The sequence below is a fragment of the Pseudomonas fluorescens genome (assembly GCF_902497895.1).
Taxonomy (GTDB): Bacteria; Pseudomonadota; Gammaproteobacteria; order Pseudomonadales; family Pseudomonadaceae; genus Aquipseudomonas; species Aquipseudomonas fluorescens_BP.
In genome coordinates this window covers 45,163-60,874 of record NZ_CABVHQ010000026.1, presented here as the reverse complement: position 1 = coordinate 60,874, position 15,712 = coordinate 45,163, and the positions used below count along the sequence as shown (strand labels likewise).

Here is a 15,712-nt window from a genome sequence, read left to right as displayed (position 1 = left end):
ATATGAGTGACAACCTGATCGAAATCCGCGACCTCAGCGTGGCCTTCAACGGCCAGAAGGTGGTGCGCGACCTGTGCCTGGATATCCGTCGCGGAGAATGCCTGGCGCTGGTGGGCGAATCGGGCTCGGGCAAATCGGTGACCGCCCACTCGATCCTGCAACTGCTGCCGCAAACGGGTACAGACTCCAGCGGCAGCATTCGCTATCGCGGCCAGGAACTGCTGGGCGCCGATCCCGGCGTGCTGCGAAAGCTGCGCGGCGATCGCATCGCGATGATTTTCCAGGAGCCGATGACCTCCCTCAATCCGCTGCACAGCGTCGAAAAGCAGATCGGCGAAACCCTGCTGCTGCACAAGGGCCTGGGTGGCAAGGCCGCCCAAAAACGCATCATCGAGTTGCTCGAACTGGTGGGCATTCGCAAACCCCAGGAGCGGCTCAAGGCCTACCCTCATCAGCTCTCCGGCGGCCAGCGGCAACGGGTGATGATCGCCATGGCCCTGGCCTGCGAACCGGAACTGCTGATCGCCGACGAACCGACCACCGCGCTGGATGTGACGGTGCAGCGCAAGATCCTGCTGCTGCTCAAATCCTTGCAACAGCGTCTGGGCATGTCGTTGCTGCTGATCAGCCACGACCTCAATCTGGTGCGCAGCATCGCGCAACGGGTCTGCGTGATGCGCGAAGGGCAAATCGTCGAGCAGGCGGACTCCGAGACGCTCTTCACTCAGCCGAAACACCCCTATAGCTGCGTACTGCTCAACGCCGAGCCGGAAGGTGAGGCCCTGCCGCGGGATGAGCGTGAAGCGGTGTTGCAGGTCGACGACCTCAGCGTGGTATTCCCGCTGAGCGGCGGGTTGTTCCAACGCAAGACTTATCTGCGCGCGGTCGATGGCATCAGCCTCAGTCTGCAGCGCGGCAAGACCCTGGGCATCGTCGGCGAGTCCGGTTCCGGCAAGTCCACCCTCGGCCAGGCGATCCTGCGCCTGCTCGACTCCGAAGGCAGCATCCGCTTTCAGGGCCAGGCCCTCGACGGCCTGACCCAGAAGCAACTGCGGCCATGGCGCAAGCAAATGCAGGTGGTATTCCAGGACCCGTTCGGCAGCCTCAGCCCACGGATGTCGGTGGCGCAGATCATCAGCGAAGGCCTGGAAGTTCACAGCCAGTCGACCGCTGCCGAATGCGAAGCCCAGGTAATTCGGGTGCTCGAAGAAGTCGGTCTCGACCCGCAAAGCCGCCATCGCTACCCCCATGAATTTTCCGGCGGCCAGCGCCAGCGCATCGCCATCGCCCGGGCGCTGGTGCTCAAGCCGGCGCTGATTCTGCTGGACGAACCGACCTCGGCACTGGATCGCACGGTGCAAAAGCAGGTGGTCGCCCTGCTCCGTCAGCTCCAGGAAAAACACGGCCTGACCTACCTGTTCATCAGCCATGACCTGGCGGTGATCCGCGCCCTGGCCCACGACATGATCGTGATCAAGGACGGTAAAGTGGTAGAAAGCGGCGCCAGCCATCAGGTGTTCGACGCACCGCGGCACCCCTATACCAAAGAACTCCTGGCCGCCGCGCTCCCGCATACGCCGCCGACCCTGTAACCTTGGGCCTATTGCAGCCCATTTCTTATCCGGACGTCACCCATGAGCCCTAATGCTGAACTCTATAACCCCTCCACCGACTACGCCGACAAACTGATCTCGCGCATCGGCCAGACCCCGACCTGGATCGCCAAGCGCATCGGCGTCACCGACAAACGCATTCGCTACATCCTCGAAGGTTCGCGCACCGTCAAAGGCGAAACCACCCTGATCCAGATGACCTATCCCGAACAGTTCGCCCTGGAGTGTCTGGCGGCCGAGGCCGGCGCCCGGAAAAAGTAACCTTTGTTGGGACCGCCCATGAACGACACCGAAAGTCTCAAGGATTACCAGCGTGTGCGCCTGCTGGCGATCCGCTCGTTGTTCGAGATCATCGAGCAATCCAGCGAAGGCACGGTGATCGTCGACCGCGATGCCAATATCGTCTGGATGAACGAACGCTACGCCAAACGCTTCGGTCTCGAATCGGCCGAGGTGGCCATCGGCAAGCCCTGTGAAAGCGTGATCCCCGGCAGCCTGCTGCGCGAGGTGGTGCGCACCGGCCGGCCGATTCTGCTGGACATGCAGGACACCCCGAAAGAGCCGCTGGTGGTGATGCGCCTGCCGATCCATGACGATGCCGGCATGGTCATCGGCGCCATCGGTTTTGCTCTGTTCGATGAACTGCGCAGCCTGTCGCCGATGCTCAAGCGCTACATGAGCATGCAGGAGGAGCTGGCTTCGACCCGCTCCCTGCTGCGGGCGCGGCAGACCAAATACAATTTCGCGCACTTTATCGGCACCAGCGCCGCCAGCCTGGAAGTCAAACGCCGGGCCCGACGCAGCGCCAGCGCCGACTCGCCGGTACTGCTGCTGGGTGAAACCGGCACCGGCAAGGAATTGCTGGCCCAGGCGATCCATGGCGCCTCGCCGCGGGCGCACAAAGCCTTTGTCAGCATCAACAGCGCGGCAATTCCGGAAACCCTGCTGGAAGCGGAATTCTTCGGTACCGCCCCCGGTGCCTTCACCGGCGCGGACCGCAAGGGTCGCAGCGGTAAATTGCAGATCGCCCAGGGCGGCACGCTGTTTCTCGACGAAATCGGCGACATGCCGCTGCCGCTGCAAAGCAAGTTGCTACGGGTGCTGCAAGAGAAAGAGTTCGAACCGGTGGGCTCCAACGAAGTGATCCAGAGCGATGTGCGGGTGATTGCCGCCACCTCCACTGACCTGCAGGCCGCGATCAAACGCGGCGAGTTCCGGGCCGACCTGTATTACCGCCTCAACGTCTTGCCGATTCAGGTACCGCCGTTGCGCGAAAGACTCGACGATCTGCCAGCGTTGAGCGAAGCCATCCTTGAAGAACTGCGCAGCCAGCATGAACTCGACAGCCAGGCCCTGGCGCTGCTCGGCCAGCATGCCTGGCCGGGCAACATCCGTGAACTGCGCAATGTGCTGGAGCGCGCGGCGCTTCTCAGCGATGACTTGATGTTGAATGCGGCGGATATCCGCGCGGCGATTGGGACTTTCAGTCCGGTGGAGCGCCTTGCGTCTTCGGTGCTGGAGCCTACGGTGAGCGAAAGCTTCAGCGCGGCGCGGGAACGGTTTGATCGGCAGTTGATTGAAACGGCCCTCGCGCAATGTGGTGGGAAGGTTATAGCGGCTGCGGCGCGATTGGGGTTGGGGCGGTCGACGTTGTACAAGAAGATGGTGGCGTTGGGGATTGCAGAGTCTCAATAAAGAGACATAAATCTCATAATAGAGATGGCGTTTTAGATTGCTGAAGATCAAAAGATCGCAGCCTGCGGCAGCTCCTACGCCAATGGCACGCGACCGGAAACCCGTAGGAGCTGCCGCAGGCTGCGATCTTTTCCGGCGCCCCGCGTCTCCACAAAGAGACAGATTTACTTTCCCGCACCACAAAAAAGAAAAATATCCATACATTTCAAATAGTTAGTGTACTGGCACGAAACTGGCTATATCCACAGCCACCAAATCTTCACCTCTACAAAAATAACAATCCAGGAGACACACCATGAGTGTGATCATCGCTTTAGCAGCGCTTTCGCTGCTGATGCTCGCCGCTTACCGTGGCTACAGCGTTATCCTCTTCGCCCCGATTGCCGCCCTCGGCGCGGTATTGCTCACCGACCCTTCCGCTGTCGCTCCGGCTTTCACCGGGGTGTTCATGGAGAAAATGGTCGGCTTCATCAAACTGTATTTCCCGGTGTTCCTGCTTGGTGCGGTGTTCGGCAAGCTGATTGAGCTGTCCGGCTTCTCGCGCTCGATCGTCGCCGCCGCCATTCGTTTGCTTGGCACTCGCCAGGCGATGCTGGTGATCGTGCTGGTCTGCGCCCTGCTGACCTACGGCGGCGTATCGCTGTTCGTAGTGGTGTTCGCGGTGTATCCGTTTGCCGCGGAAATGTTCCGCCAGAGCAATATTCCCAAGCGCCTGATCCCGGCGACCATCGCCCTGGGTGCGTTTTCCTTCACCATGGACGCCCTGCCCGGCACTCCGCAGATCCAGAACATCATCCCCAGCACCTTTTTCAACACCACCGCCTGGGCCGCCCCATGGCTCGGCCTGATCGGCGCGATCTTCGTGTTCTGTGCCGGCATGCTCTATCTGCAACGCCAGCGCAACAAGGCCCAGCGCTCGGGCGAAGGCTACGGCACGGAGCTGCGCAACGAGCCGGAAACCGCCGCGGACATCAAGCTGCCCAACCCCTGGATCGCCCTCTCGCCGCTGCTGCTGGTTGGGGTGATGAACCTGCTGTTCACCCACTGGATTCCGCTCTGGTACGGCAAGACCCACAGCCTCAGCCTGCCGGGCATGACCGTGCCGGTGCAAACCGAAATCGCCAAGCTCACCGCGATCTGGGCGGTCCAGGCGGCGCTGCTGGTGGGCATCATCATGGTGCTGGTGTTCGGCTTCCAGGCAATCCGCGGCAGACTCGCCGAAGGCAGCAGAAGCGCGGTCAGCGGCGCGCTGCTGGCGGCAATGAACACCGCATCGGAATACGGCTTCGGTGCGGTGATCGCCTCGCTGCCGGGCTTCCTGGTGCTGGCCGACTGGCTCAAGAGCATTCCCAACCCGCTGGTCAATGAAGCCATCACCGTGACCCTGCTGGCAGGGATCACCGGCTCGGCCTCGGGCGGCATGAGCATCGCCCTGGCGGCGATGTCCAACAGCTTTATCGCGGCGGCCAATGCGGCGAATATTCCGCTGGAAGTCCTGCACCGGGTCGCGGCCATGGCCAGTGGCGGCATGGACACCCTGCCGCACAACGGCGCGGTGATCACCCTGCTGGCCGTCACCGGCCTGACCCACCGCGAAGCCTACAAAGATATCTTCGGTATCACCATCATCAAGACCCTCGCGGTCTTCGTGGTGATCAGCACCTTCTACGCCACCGGCATTGTGTGAGGAACTTATGACTAATCTTTCCGGCAAAACCGCACTCGTCACCGGCTCCACCAGCGGCATCGGCCTGGGCATCGCCCTGAGCCTGGCCAAGGCTGGCGCCAATCTGGTCCTCAATGGCTTCGGTGATGCTTGCGCAGTCATCGCCGAGGTTTCACAATTCGGTGGCAAGGTCGGCCATCACCCGGCCGATGTCAGCGACCCGGCACAGATCGCCGAGATGATCGCCTATGCCGAGCGCGAGTTCGGCGGCGTCGACATTCTGGTGAACAACGCCGGCATCCAGCATGTGGCCCCCGTGGAAGACTTTCCGCTGGAGCGCTGGGACTCGATTATCGCCATCAACCTCTCTTCGGTGTTCCATGGCACCCGGTTGAGCCTGCCAGGCATGCGCGCCAAAGGCTGGGGACGGATCGTCAACATCGCCTCGGTGCACGGCCAGGTCGGCTCGGTGGGCAAGGCGGCGTATGTCGCCGCCAAGCATGGGGTGATCGGCCTGACCAAAGTGGTCGGCCTGGAAACCGCCACCAGCAACATCACCTGCAACGCCATCTGCCCGGGCTGGGTGTTGACCCCGCTGGTGCAGAAGCAGATCGATGCGCGCATTGCCGCAGGCGTCGACCCGCAGCAGGCGCAACATGATCTGCTGGCCGAGAAACAGCCTTCGCGGGAGTTCGTCACTCCTCCACAGCTGGGTGAACTGGTACTATTTTTATGCAGCGAAGCCGGCAGCCAGGTGCGTGGCGCGGCGTGGAATATCGATGGTGGGTGGTTGGCTCAATAGGCCGCCATACACTGTGGCGAGCGGGCAAGCCCACTCGCCACAAAAGCTCGCCAGTCACATCAATCTGTGTGCATGTAATAAAACAATAAAAGAAAAGGGTCCTCTATGTCCGAAATCCTCTGGCAACCCAGCGCCGAGCGAATCAGCAAGACCCACATGGAGGCCTTCCGGCGCTTCATCAATCACCGTCACGACCTCGACATCGCCGACTACCCCGCCCTGCACCAATGGAGCATCGAGCGGCGCGAGGACTTCTGGCAGGCCATCGTCGACTTCTTCGACATCGAATTTCACACCCCTCCCAGCGCAGTACTGGTCGAAGGCCCGACGATGCCCGGCGCCCAATGGTTTCCCGGTGCCACGCTGAACTTTGCCGAACACCTGCTGCGTCGCCGTGACAAGTCTGCGGCGGTGATTGCCATCCGCGAGAACGGCCAGCGCGAACAACTGACCTACGCTGACCTGGCCCAACATGTCGCCGGCCTGCAAAAGAGTCTGCAAGCGGCCGGTGTCGGCCTTGGCGACCGGGTCGCCGCCTGCATGCCCAATAGCTGGCAAACCCTGGTCGCCATGCTCGCCACCACCAGCCTGGGGGCGATCTGGTCCTGCTCCTCGCCGGATTTCGGCACCCAAGGGGTGATCGACCGCTTTGGCCAGATCGAGCCCAAGGTGCTGATCACTTGCGCCGGCTATCGCTATGCCGGCAAAGCGATCGACCAGACGGCGAAAATCAACGAGATTCTCCAGCGCCTGCCCTCCCTGGAGCAATTGATCATCGTGCCCTATGCGCGCCCCCAGACCCGCGTCGAGGATTACCAGAGCCCGGCCAAGGTGGCGCTGTGGAATGATTTCTATAAGGCCGGCGGCGAGCCCGAATTCGTCTCCGTACCCTTCGATCATCCGCTGTACATCCTCTACTCCAGCGGTACCACCGGCGTACCGAAATGCATCGTCCACAGCACCGGTGGCGTACTGCTGCAACACCTCAAGGAACATGGCCTGCATGTCGACCTGGGGCGTGACGATCTGCTGTTCTACTACACCACCTGCGGCTGGATGATGTGGAACTGGCTGGTTTCGGCGCTGGCGGTCGGCGCCAGCGTGCTGCTCTACGACGGCTCACCGTTTCACCCGGGGCCGGCGCGGCTGATCGACCTGATCGACAGCGAACAGATCAACGTGTTCGGCACCAGCCCCAAGTACCTCGCAAGCCTGGAAAGCGCTGGCGTGCAACCGCGCCGCAGCCACCAACTGGACAGCCTCAAGACCATTCTGTCCACCGGCTCGGCGCTGTCGCCGCAAAGCTATGACTACGTCTACCGCGAGATCAAAAGCGATCTGTGCCTGGCCTCGATGTCCGGCGGCACCGATATCGTTTCGTGTTTTGCAGCCGGCAATCCCCTGTTGCCGGTGCGCCGTGGCGAGATGCAGGGCAAAGGCCTGGGCATGGCCATTGAAGTGTGGAACGACGCCGGCCAGCCGGTCGTCGGCGAGAAAGGCGAGCTGGTCTGCACCCGGCACTTCCCGGCCATCCCGATCGGCTTCTGGAACGACCCGCAGCAGGAAAAATTCCGCGCCTCGTACTTCAGCCAGTTCCCCGGTGTGTGGGCCCAGGGCGACTATGCCGAACAATTGCCCCATGGCAGCCTGCTGATCCATGGCCGTTCGGATGCCGTGCTCAACCCGGGCGGTGTGCGCATCGGCACCGCGGAAATCTACCGCCAGGTGGAGAAAATCGAGCAGGTGCTGGAAAGCATCGCCATCGGCCAAAACTGGCAGGACGACGTGCGCGTGGTGCTGTTTGTGCGCCTGCGTGAAGGTGTAGAACTTGATGCAGCGCTCGAGGAACAAATTCGCCAGGTGATCCGCAACAACACCACGCCCCGGCATGTACCGGCAAAAATCCTCGCCGTCACCGATATCCCACGCACCATCAGCGGCAAGATTGTCGAACTGGCGGTGAGGAACGTGGTGCATGGAGAGGTGGTGAAAAATACCGATGCTCTGGCCAATCCGCAGGCATTGGAACAGTTTCGCGACCGCGAAGAGTTGAAGGTGTAAAATACGGCCCCCTGAAACACCCATTTGAATAGTAAAAATTAACGAATGCGACTTTTTGAGGTATTGAACGTCTAAAGTCTGAAAGCGTCTTAGTTACAACGGGCCCAGCAAGCCTTCCCTCAGGATCCCCAGATGAATGATTCGCCCACCGGCAGTGAAGCCCAGGCAATGATTGCCCGGCTGGACTGGACGCAAAGTCCGCTGGGCGAACCCGGCAACTGGCCGCAAAGCCTGCGCACAGCCGTGGATATCGTGATTCATTCACCGATGCCCATGTTGCTGTTGTGGGGTCCGCACCTCACGCAAATCTACAACGACGGTTTCGCCCTGCTTGCCGGCCACAAACATCCGCAGGCCTTCGGACAACCGACGCACCTGATCTGGCCGGAACTCGAAAACTTCACCGCGCCCATCTACAACGCCGTCCTGCAGGGCCAGGTGCGCACCTACAGCGAACAGTGCTTCAACCTGCAACACCTGGGCCGCGAGTCCGAGCTCTGGCTGGACCTGACCTACAGCCCGATCCGCGACGAGCAAGGGCTGGTCGCCGGGATTCTGGTCACAGCCATCGAAACCAACGAACGCCGCCGGGTCGCGCTGGAACTCAAACTACGCTCCGAAGCCAGTATCAAGGCTCAGCATGAGTCCGAAGAGCGTCTGCAACTGGCCCTCTCGGCCACCGACTCGGTGGGCACCTGGGACTGGGATATCAGCGAGGATCGCTTTATTGCCGACGCACACTTTGCCCAACTGCATGGTGTCGATCCGGCCCTGGCCGGGCAACTGCCCATCAGCGAGTACCTGAGCGGCGTACACCCGCAGGACCGCGGCATGGTCGCCCGCAGCATCAAATACTGCGTCGCTCATGGCACTGAATATGCCGAGGAATACCGTCTGCTGCTGCCCGACGGCCAACTGCGCTGGGTGTTTGCCCGTGGCCGCTGCTATAAGGATCACCATGGCCGGCCGATTCGCTTCTGCGGTGCCGCGCTGGACCTGACCGATCGCAAGCAGATGGAGCAAGCCTTGCGCCAAAGCCAGACCGAGCTGCAGCTGATCATCAATGCCATGCCGGTGCTGATCGGTTATGTCGACAACGAAGAACGCTTTCGGCTGAACAACGCCGCCTACCTTGAATGGTACGGCATGACCCCGCAAGAGCTGTACGGCAAGACCATCCGTGAAGTCATTGGCGAAGAACTCTACGCCAGTCGCGCCGAGCAGATCGCCGCGGCCCTCGCCGGCCACCCTTGCAGCTTCGAGGCTGAGTCCTTCCACCGTGACGGCCGGCCGCGCCATGCGCTGATGAAGTACCTGCCGCGTCACGGTGCCGACGGCGCGGTCAATGGTTTCTACATCTTTGTGATCGATGAAACCGAGCGCAAACAGACCGAAGCTGCCCTGCGCAACCTCAACGAAACCCTGGAAGAACGCGTCGCCGCCCGGACCCGGGAACTGGCCGACACCAACCTGCGCCTGCAAAACGAAATGTTCGAACGCGAGCGCGCCGAAGAGGCACTGCGCCATGCGCAGAAAATGGAAGCCGTGGGCCAACTCACTGGCGGCATCGCCCATGACTTCAACAATATGCTCACCGGGATCATCGGTAGCCTTGACCTGATGCAGCGCTATATCGCCGATGGCCGCAGCGCCGAGATTGGCCGGTTCACCGAAGCGGCAGTGTCCTCTGCCCACCGCGCCGCGGCCCTGACCCATCGGCTGCTGGCGTTCTCCCGCCGGCAATCGCTGGACCGCAAACCCATCGACCCCAATCAGTTGGTGCACTCGCTGGAAGACCTGTTCAGCCGCACCAAGGGCGAGCACATCAACCTCAAACTGCAGCTGGCCGCCGAAGTCTGGCCGGTCAGCACCGACGTCAGCCAACTGGAAAACGCCCTGCTCAACCTGGTGATCAACGCCCGCGACGCCATGCCCAATGGCGGCGAACTGCTGATCGAAACGGCCAACAGTTATCTCGACGGTACGGATATCAGCACCCTGGAACCGGTCAAGGCCGGCGACTACGTGATGATGGGCGTCACCGACAATGGCAGCGGCATGACTCCCTCGGTACTGGCCAAAGCCTTCGACCCGTTTTTCACCACCAAGCCCATAGGCCAGGGCACCGGCTTGGGCTTGTCGATGATCTACGGTTTTGCCCAGCAATCCGGTGGTCACGTCAGCCTTTCCAGCCTCCCGGGCCAGGGCACTAGCGTGCGCCTGTATCTGCCCAGGCTTTACCTCGCGCCCGTGGAAAAACTCCCGCTGGTCAGCTCCCAGGACACTCCTCCAGCCATTGCCGGTGAAACCGTGGTGTTGGTAGAGGACGACCCGGCGGTACGGATGCTGGTGCTCAATGTGCTGGGCGAGCTGGGTTACCACGCCCATGAAGCCGAAGACGCGAAAACCGCGCTGCCGCTGCTGGAGTCCGACCTGCGGGTCGACCTGCTGGTGACCGACGTCGGCCTGCCTGGCATGAATGGCCGCCAACTGGCGGAAATCGCCCGCCAGTATCGTCCAGACCTCAAAGTACTGTTCATGACCGGTTACGCCGAGAAGGCCCTCGAACGCCAGGGATTCCTTGAGGAAGGCATGGACATGGTGGCCAAACCGTTTTCCATCGACGTGCTGGCCAACAAGATTCGCACGATGATCAGCCAGAAAAGCTGAGTTTCGGGCATAATCCCGCGCCCCGCTGACACCACCGCTTCAAGGTAACTGCCCCGATGAAAGCTCAAGCCCGCCATATCCTGGTGAAAACGGCCGAAGAAGCCGAACAACTCAAGCAGCGCATCGCCAAAGGCGAAGCCTTCGATGTGTTGGCCAAGAAGTACTCCACCTGCCCCTCCGGCAAGCGCGGCGGTGACCTGGGCGAAGTACGGCCCGGGCAAATGGTCGGCGCCATCGATCAAGTGATCTTCAAGAAACCGCTGCGGATCGTGCATGGGCCGATCAAGAGCAAGTTCGGCTATCACCTGGTGCAGGTGTTTTATCGGGATTGAGCTTTTGTCTCAGTCCGCATTCGCGGGCAAGTCCCAATGCCGGTCAGTTAAGCCGCATTTCTGCTAGGAGCGCTTCCGATTGTTGGCCAGGCTCAGGAACCACCCCTCACCCCCACCCTCCCGAAACGTCGGACCGCCCCAGGGGGGAGAGGGAGCTGATCCCGAGTGTCTATCGAGTTGCTGCGACCTGTGAGGCCGAGTCGACTATGGATTCAATCCAGTGTTTTCAGGTCGCAGCACATCTTCAGAAACGCACGATCTGCTCCCTCGCCCCCCTGGGGCGGTCCGACGTTTCGGGAGGGTTGGGGTGAGGGGTGGATTTCGGATCAGAACCCAGCATCCCGGGCTTGCTCGCTATGGCCGCACCTCGGTCTCAAGCCTAGAAACAGGTCTCCATGCTTTCGATGACATTCAACTGCTCATCCACCAGACACCCGGTGCGCCACTTGTCGAAGGTCAGGCAGGGATGGGAAGTGCCGAAAGAGATGATATCACCCACGCGCAACTCGCAACCGGGTGCCACGGTCATGAACGCATGCTGGTCCATCACCGCCGTCACCTTGCAGGCACTGACATCATCACCTTTGGCCGGCAGTGCACCGGCCTTGTAACGCAACAGCGGCACCGGCAACCCGGCGTCGTAGGCGACATCGCGCTTGCCCAGGGCAATCACCGCGAACCCCGGTTCCGGCAACGACTGCACATGGGCCCAGACTTCCAGCGCCGGGCGCAGGCCTTCGTGCAAGTCGCTGCGCCGATCGAGCACGCAGCACTGTGCCTCTTTGTAGATGCCATGGTCGTGGGCCACATAACTGCCGGGGCGCAGCACGCTGAGGAAGCGGCCGCTGGCGTTCTGCGCTGCAAAGGATTCGGCGATCAGGTCATACCAGGCCGAACCCGACGCCGTGATGATCGGCTTGTCGATAGCGAAGGCGCCGCTGTCCTGCAACTCCACCGCCAGACGCACCAACGAGTCGGCAAATTGGCGAATCCCGCTCTCGGCCTGATCACCGTGGATCACCCCTTCATAACCTTCGATGCCGGTCAGGGCCAGCGCCGGTTGCGCCTTGATCGCCTGCGCCAGATCCAGCACTTGCTGTTCGCTACGGCAGCCGCAACGGCCGCCGATCACGCCGTATTCGATCATCACGTTCAGGCGCACTCCGCTCGCGGCGAAAAAAGCCCCGAGGTCGGCGACGTTGTCCGGGTGATCGACCATGCAATGGAATTCAAAGGACGGATCCGCCAGCAACTCTGCGATCAACGCCATGTTCGGCGCGCCGACCAACTGGTTGGCCATTAATACCCGACGCACGCCGTGGGCGTAGGCCGCACGGGTCTGCACCGCCGTGGCCAGGGTGATGCCCCAGGCGCCTTGCGCCAACTGACGACGAAACAGCGCCGGGGTCATGCTGGTTTTGCCATGGGGCGCCAGTTGCGCGCCGCTGTTGCTGACAAAGTCCTGCATCCAGCGAATGTTGTGCTCCAGCGCGTCCCGATGCAGCACCAGCGCCGGCAGGCTGACGTCACGCAACAGGTTGACCCCGGGCTGGGCGGCGCCCTTTTCCACGGCAGCGATATTCAAGGCAGAAGGCATGATCCGATTCCTTACAAACGCGGCCGCCAGCAGCCGCTGTTATTCAATGCAAACACCGAGCAAGCTCGCTCCCACAAGGGATTACTCGATCGATGTGAGAGCGGACAAGCCCTAATGCCAATCATTAAAGGTGGTACGCGAACCGTAGAGGAATGTGCGTAGCCAGAAACTCCTTAATTGACTGACATTAGGGCTTGCCCGCGAAGAATTCACTGCGGTCTAGACCTTCTTCTTGTACGCGACACAATCAATCTCGACCTTGCAGTCCACCATCATGTTCGCCTGCACACAGGCCCGGGCCGGGGCGTGTTCGCTTTTGAAGTACTCGGAAAACACTTTGTTGAAACTCCAGAAATCCCGCGGATCCTCAAGCCACACTCCAGTACGCACCACATCTTCCAGGCCATAACCGGCTTCTTCGAGGATGGCGATCAGGTTGCGCATGGTCTGGTGAGTCTGCTCGACGATCCCGCCGCTGATGATCTCGCCATCCAGCGCCGGGACCTGGCCGGACACGTACAGCCAGCCATCGGCTTCGACTGCGCGAGCAAAAGGACGAGGCTGGCCGCCACCGGCGGTGCTACCGGTGCCGTAACGGGTAATGCTCATGGGGGTTTCTCCTGATTGAAAACTGATTGAAAACGAGTGTCCTTGAGAAATTCCGCGAGGCAGAGACTCAACGATCTCCTACGCCTTTATAAACGTCCCCTCGCTCCCTTTTCCCTACCGCAATAACAGTTACTACCAATACTTCATCCACCACCCGGTAAACCAACCGATACCCGGCACTTCGCAATTTTATCTTGTAGGCCTTGTCTATCCCATTAAGTCGATCTCCCGGGACATGGGGGTTATTGAGCCGCTCCTGAAGCTTCTTTTTAAACTGCTCCCTCAATGTAGCCCCAAGCTTCTGCCACTCCTTCCAGGCCTTATCGGAAAACTCCAACTCATAGGTCATCGAGCGAAACCTTTATCGTCGGATCGTTCTCCCGTTCGCGGCAGAGGGCGACAAGCTCCATGTCTTCAAGACGGTCCATCATGGCTTCGTATTCTTTTGCCGGAACGCAATAGAAAGCTGGTTCATTGCGATTGAGGATTGCAACCGAAAGCCCACCGCCTGCAGCTACGGTGCCCATCGGATTTTTTTTGAGCTCGGATATGCTCGCGACGACTTGCGATAGCACAATATGAGTCATGACACAGCTCCTTTGGAGTGCTTTTAAGAGTGCTTAAAATAGCACCTCTCAGAAAACTTGGCTTCTACCCTTTTGTCATAAGAATCGGTGTCATTTCAGGGAGACCCGGGCAAGCCCGCTCCCAAATTGATCTGCATGACAGATCTTTGGGAAAGCTCGCTCCCACAAGTACAGCGCAGATCCTGTGGGAGCGGGCTTGCCCGCGAAGGCATCCTGTCAGGCGCCGATGAACTCCTCGTCTGCACGAACCAACAACACCCGCGTCACCCGTCGCTCCTCGACTGCCACCACGGTCATGTGCCAGGTTTCCCATTCGAGGCTGTCGCCGATCATCGGCAGGCGATCCAGCAGGCTCATCACCAGCCCGGCCAGGGTCTGGTAATCGTCGGTCGCGGCGGCCTTGAAGCCGGTTCGCTGGCTGACTCGCGCCAGGTTCAGCGCGCCGTTGACCATAAACCCGCCGGGTGCTTCGACGACGTCCGGGCCTTCGATTTGGCTGGCGTCGGGCAGTTCACCGGCGATGGATTCGAGGATGTCGGTCATGGTCAGCACACCCATGAAGTCGCCGAACTCGTTGACCACGAAGGCGATGTGGGTCGAGGCTTTGCGCATCTGTTCCAGGGCATTGAGGATCGAATAGCTGTCCAGCAGGTTGATGGTCTTGCGCGCCAGGTGCTCGAGGTTCGGTTCCTCACCGGCCAGGTATTCCTTGAGCAGTTCCTTCTTGTGCACGAAGCCCAGCGGCTCATCCACCGCACCGCCGCGAATCAGCGGCAAACGTGAATAGGACGAGTGCATCAGCGTGGTGCGGATAGTTTCGGCACTGTCGGCCAGATCCAGGTGGTCGACCTCGGCCCGCGCCGTCATCAAGCTGCGGATCGGCCGCTCGGCCAGTTGCAACACGCCGCTGATCATCACCCGTTCGCGGCGATCGAACAGCGCCTCACTGGCACCCTCACTGCCCTCGAGCATATCGGCAATCTCCTCACCGACCTCCTCTGCAGCCAGCTTGCGGCCGCCGAGCAAGCGCATCACCGCATGAGCCGTGCGCTCGCGCATCGGTCGCAGGCCCTGCATGGACTTCTTGCGCCGGGCCCGGGCAATCTGGTTGAACACCTCGATCAGGATCGAGAAACCGATGGCCGCATACAGGTAGCCTTTGGGGATGTGGAAGCCCAGACCTTCAGCGCTCAGGGCGAAGCCGATCATCATCAGGAAGCCCAGGCACAGCATGATCACTGTCGGGTGTTCGTTGACGAAACGGGTCAGCGGTTTGCTCGCGACTATCATCAGGCCGATGGAAATAATCACCGCGATCATCATCACCGCCAGCTCATCGACCATGCCCACGGCGGTAATGACCGCGTCCAGGGAGAACACCGCATCCAGCACCACGATCTGCGCGACGATCGGCCAGAACATCGCGTACGCCGCATTACCGGCGCGCTGGCTGACGTGGCCTTCAAGCCGCTCGTGCAACTCCATGGTGGCCTTGAACAACAGAAACACACCGCCGAACAGCATGATCAGGTCGCGGCCGGAGAAGTTCTTGTCGAACACCTCGAACAGCGGCTGGGTCAGGGTCACCAGCCAGGAAATACTGGCCAGCAGACCCAGGCGCATCAGCAATGCCAGGGACAGCCCGATGACCCGCGCGCGGTCGCGCTGCTCGGGCGGCAACTTGTCCGCCAGGATCGCGATAAACACCAGGTTGTCGATGCCCAGCACCAGCTCCAGCACAACCAGGGTCAACAGGCCAAGCCAGGCTGTGGGGTCAGCTATCCATTCCATAAAAACGACTCGATCTCTCTAATGAATTCAGAATGCCGGGCACGGCAAGGCACGACCTGAAGGTCGGCGAAAGGTAATGAAGTCGGGCTGCCCGGGAATGCGGGCCAAAGAGAGTCGGAAGACTGGATGTTTAGTCTGTCGGCACAGCCTCAGAATTGCCGATTGGGGCGAGGGGTGTTGAGCGAATGGAAGATCGAGTGTCCAAGCGAAGGGGCGACTGGGAGGCTCCGAAAGGGTGTTCATGCAAGTCCTGAGAGAAAAAACGGACTTGGAGGGTACAGCCAGAAGC

At 60.9% G+C, this 15,712-nt stretch carries 13 protein-coding genes; 8 read left to right on the top strand and 5 right to left on the bottom strand.

Annotated features, from left to right (window positions below):
• Nucleotides 1-2: 2 nt before the first annotated feature.
• From F8N21_RS14960 to F8N21_RS14925, 8 genes are all read left to right on the top strand, one after another.
• Complete coding sequence (locus F8N21_RS14960; RefSeq protein ID WP_150642874.1) at nt 3-1,592, top strand: ABC transporter ATP-binding protein; 1,590 nt, start codon at nt 3-5, stop codon at nt 1,590-1,592.
• Nucleotides 1,593-1,634: 42 nt separating this feature from the next.
• Nucleotides 1,635-1,874: a hypothetical protein gene (locus tag F8N21_RS14955; RefSeq protein WP_150642873.1), complete on the top strand. Its 240-nt coding sequence runs from the start codon at nt 1,635-1,637 to the stop codon at nt 1,872-1,874.
• 18 nt (nt 1,875-1,892) lie between these two features.
• Nucleotides 1,893-3,308 (top strand): sigma-54 interaction domain-containing protein, encoded by a 1,416-nt coding sequence (locus F8N21_RS14950; protein ID WP_150642872.1) that lies wholly within the window; start codon nt 1,893-1,895, stop codon nt 3,306-3,308.
• A 295-nt stretch (nt 3,309-3,603) separates the two neighbouring features.
• Entirely contained in the window at nt 3,604-4,995 is a 1,392-nt protein-coding gene (locus F8N21_RS14945; protein WP_150642871.1) for a GntP family permease, read from the top strand.
• Nucleotides 4,996-5,002: 7 nt separating this feature from the next.
• The gene (locus F8N21_RS14940) at nt 5,003-5,776 is read left to right on the top strand and encodes a 3-hydroxybutyrate dehydrogenase (protein WP_150642870.1); all 774 of its coding nucleotides are present in this window, start codon (nt 5,003-5,005) and stop codon (nt 5,774-5,776) included.
• A 105-nt stretch (nt 5,777-5,881) separates the two neighbouring features.
• Nucleotides 5,882-7,837: an acetoacetate--CoA ligase gene (locus F8N21_RS14935; RefSeq protein ID WP_150642869.1), complete on the top strand. Its 1,956-nt coding sequence runs from the start codon at nt 5,882-5,884 to the stop codon at nt 7,835-7,837.
• 132 nt (nt 7,838-7,969) lie between these two features.
• Entirely contained in the window at nt 7,970-10,507 is a 2,538-nt protein-coding gene (locus F8N21_RS14930; protein WP_150642868.1) for a PAS domain-containing protein, read from the top strand.
• Between the two features lie 56 nt (nt 10,508-10,563).
• Entirely contained in the window at nt 10,564-10,839 is a 276-nt protein-coding gene (locus F8N21_RS14925) for a peptidylprolyl isomerase (RefSeq protein ID WP_150642867.1), read from the top strand.
• Nucleotides 10,840-11,218: 379 nt separating this feature from the next.
• Here the strand turns inward: F8N21_RS14925 and F8N21_RS14920 are convergent, their stop codons facing one another.
• The 5 genes from F8N21_RS14920 to F8N21_RS14900 all read right to left on the bottom strand — a co-directional run bounded on the left by F8N21_RS14920 (nt 11,219) and on the right by F8N21_RS14900 (nt 15,423).
• Entirely contained in the window at nt 11,219-12,436 is a 1,218-nt protein-coding gene (locus tag F8N21_RS14920; RefSeq protein ID WP_150642866.1) for an amino acid deaminase, read from the bottom strand.
• A gap of 219 nt (nt 12,437-12,655) precedes the next feature.
• Nucleotides 12,656-13,045 (bottom strand): RidA family protein, encoded by a 390-nt coding sequence (locus F8N21_RS14915; RefSeq protein ID WP_150642865.1) that lies wholly within the window; start codon nt 13,043-13,045, stop codon nt 12,656-12,658.
• Nucleotides 13,046-13,112: 67 nt separating this feature from the next.
• Nucleotides 13,113-13,394 carry a type II toxin-antitoxin system RelE family toxin gene (locus F8N21_RS14910; RefSeq protein WP_150642864.1) on the bottom strand — a complete coding sequence of 94 codons (282 nt, stop codon included), beginning with the start codon at nt 13,392-13,394 and terminating at the stop codon, nt 13,113-13,115.
• The gene (locus F8N21_RS14905; protein WP_003182829.1) at nt 13,384-13,632 is read right to left on the bottom strand and encodes a type II toxin-antitoxin system Phd/YefM family antitoxin; all 249 of its coding nucleotides are present in this window, start codon (nt 13,630-13,632) and stop codon (nt 13,384-13,386) included. Before F8N21_RS14905 ends, F8N21_RS14910 begins: the two co-directional genes overlap by 11 nt.
• A 216-nt stretch (nt 13,633-13,848) precedes the next feature.
• Nucleotides 13,849-15,423, bottom strand: coding sequence for a TerC family protein (locus F8N21_RS14900; protein ID WP_150642863.1), 1,575 nt, complete (start codon nt 15,421-15,423; stop codon nt 13,849-13,851).
• Nucleotides 15,424-15,712 lie beyond the last annotated feature (289 nt).

Excerpts from the sequence above, each read along its gene's own strand:
- F8N21_RS14960 (WP_150642874.1), top strand. The coding sequence starts at position 3 with ATGAGTGACAACCTGATCGAAATCCGCGACCTCAGCGTGGCCTTCAAC.
- F8N21_RS14955 (WP_150642873.1), top strand. The coding sequence starts at position 1,635 with ATGAGCCCTAATGCTGAACTCTATAACCCCTCCACCGACTACGCCGAC.
- F8N21_RS14950 (WP_150642872.1), top strand. The coding sequence starts at position 1,893 with ATGAACGACACCGAAAGTCTCAAGGATTACCAGCGTGTGCGCCTGCTG.
- F8N21_RS14945 (WP_150642871.1), top strand. The coding sequence starts at position 3,604 with ATGAGTGTGATCATCGCTTTAGCAGCGCTTTCGCTGCTGATGCTCGCC.
- F8N21_RS14940 (WP_150642870.1), top strand. The coding sequence starts at position 5,003 with ATGACTAATCTTTCCGGCAAAACCGCACTCGTCACCGGCTCCACCAGC.
- F8N21_RS14935 (WP_150642869.1), top strand. The coding sequence starts at position 5,882 with ATGTCCGAAATCCTCTGGCAACCCAGCGCCGAGCGAATCAGCAAGACC.
- F8N21_RS14930 (WP_150642868.1), top strand. The coding sequence starts at position 7,970 with ATGAATGATTCGCCCACCGGCAGTGAAGCCCAGGCAATGATTGCCCGG.
- F8N21_RS14925 (WP_150642867.1), top strand. The coding sequence starts at position 10,564 with ATGAAAGCTCAAGCCCGCCATATCCTGGTGAAAACGGCCGAAGAAGCC.
- F8N21_RS14920 (WP_150642866.1), bottom strand. The coding sequence starts at position 12,436 with ATGCCTTCTGCCTTGAATATCGCTGCCGTGGAAAAGGGCGCCGCCCAG.
- F8N21_RS14915 (WP_150642865.1), bottom strand. The coding sequence starts at position 13,045 with ATGAGCATTACCCGTTACGGCACCGGTAGCACCGCCGGTGGCGGCCAG.
- F8N21_RS14910 (WP_150642864.1), bottom strand. The coding sequence starts at position 13,394 with ATGACCTATGAGTTGGAGTTTTCCGATAAGGCCTGGAAGGAGTGGCAG.
- F8N21_RS14905 (WP_003182829.1), bottom strand. The coding sequence starts at position 13,632 with ATGACTCATATTGTGCTATCGCAAGTCGTCGCGAGCATATCCGAGCTC.
- F8N21_RS14900 (WP_150642863.1), bottom strand. The coding sequence starts at position 15,423 with ATGGAATGGATAGCTGACCCCACAGCCTGGCTTGGCCTGTTGACCCTG.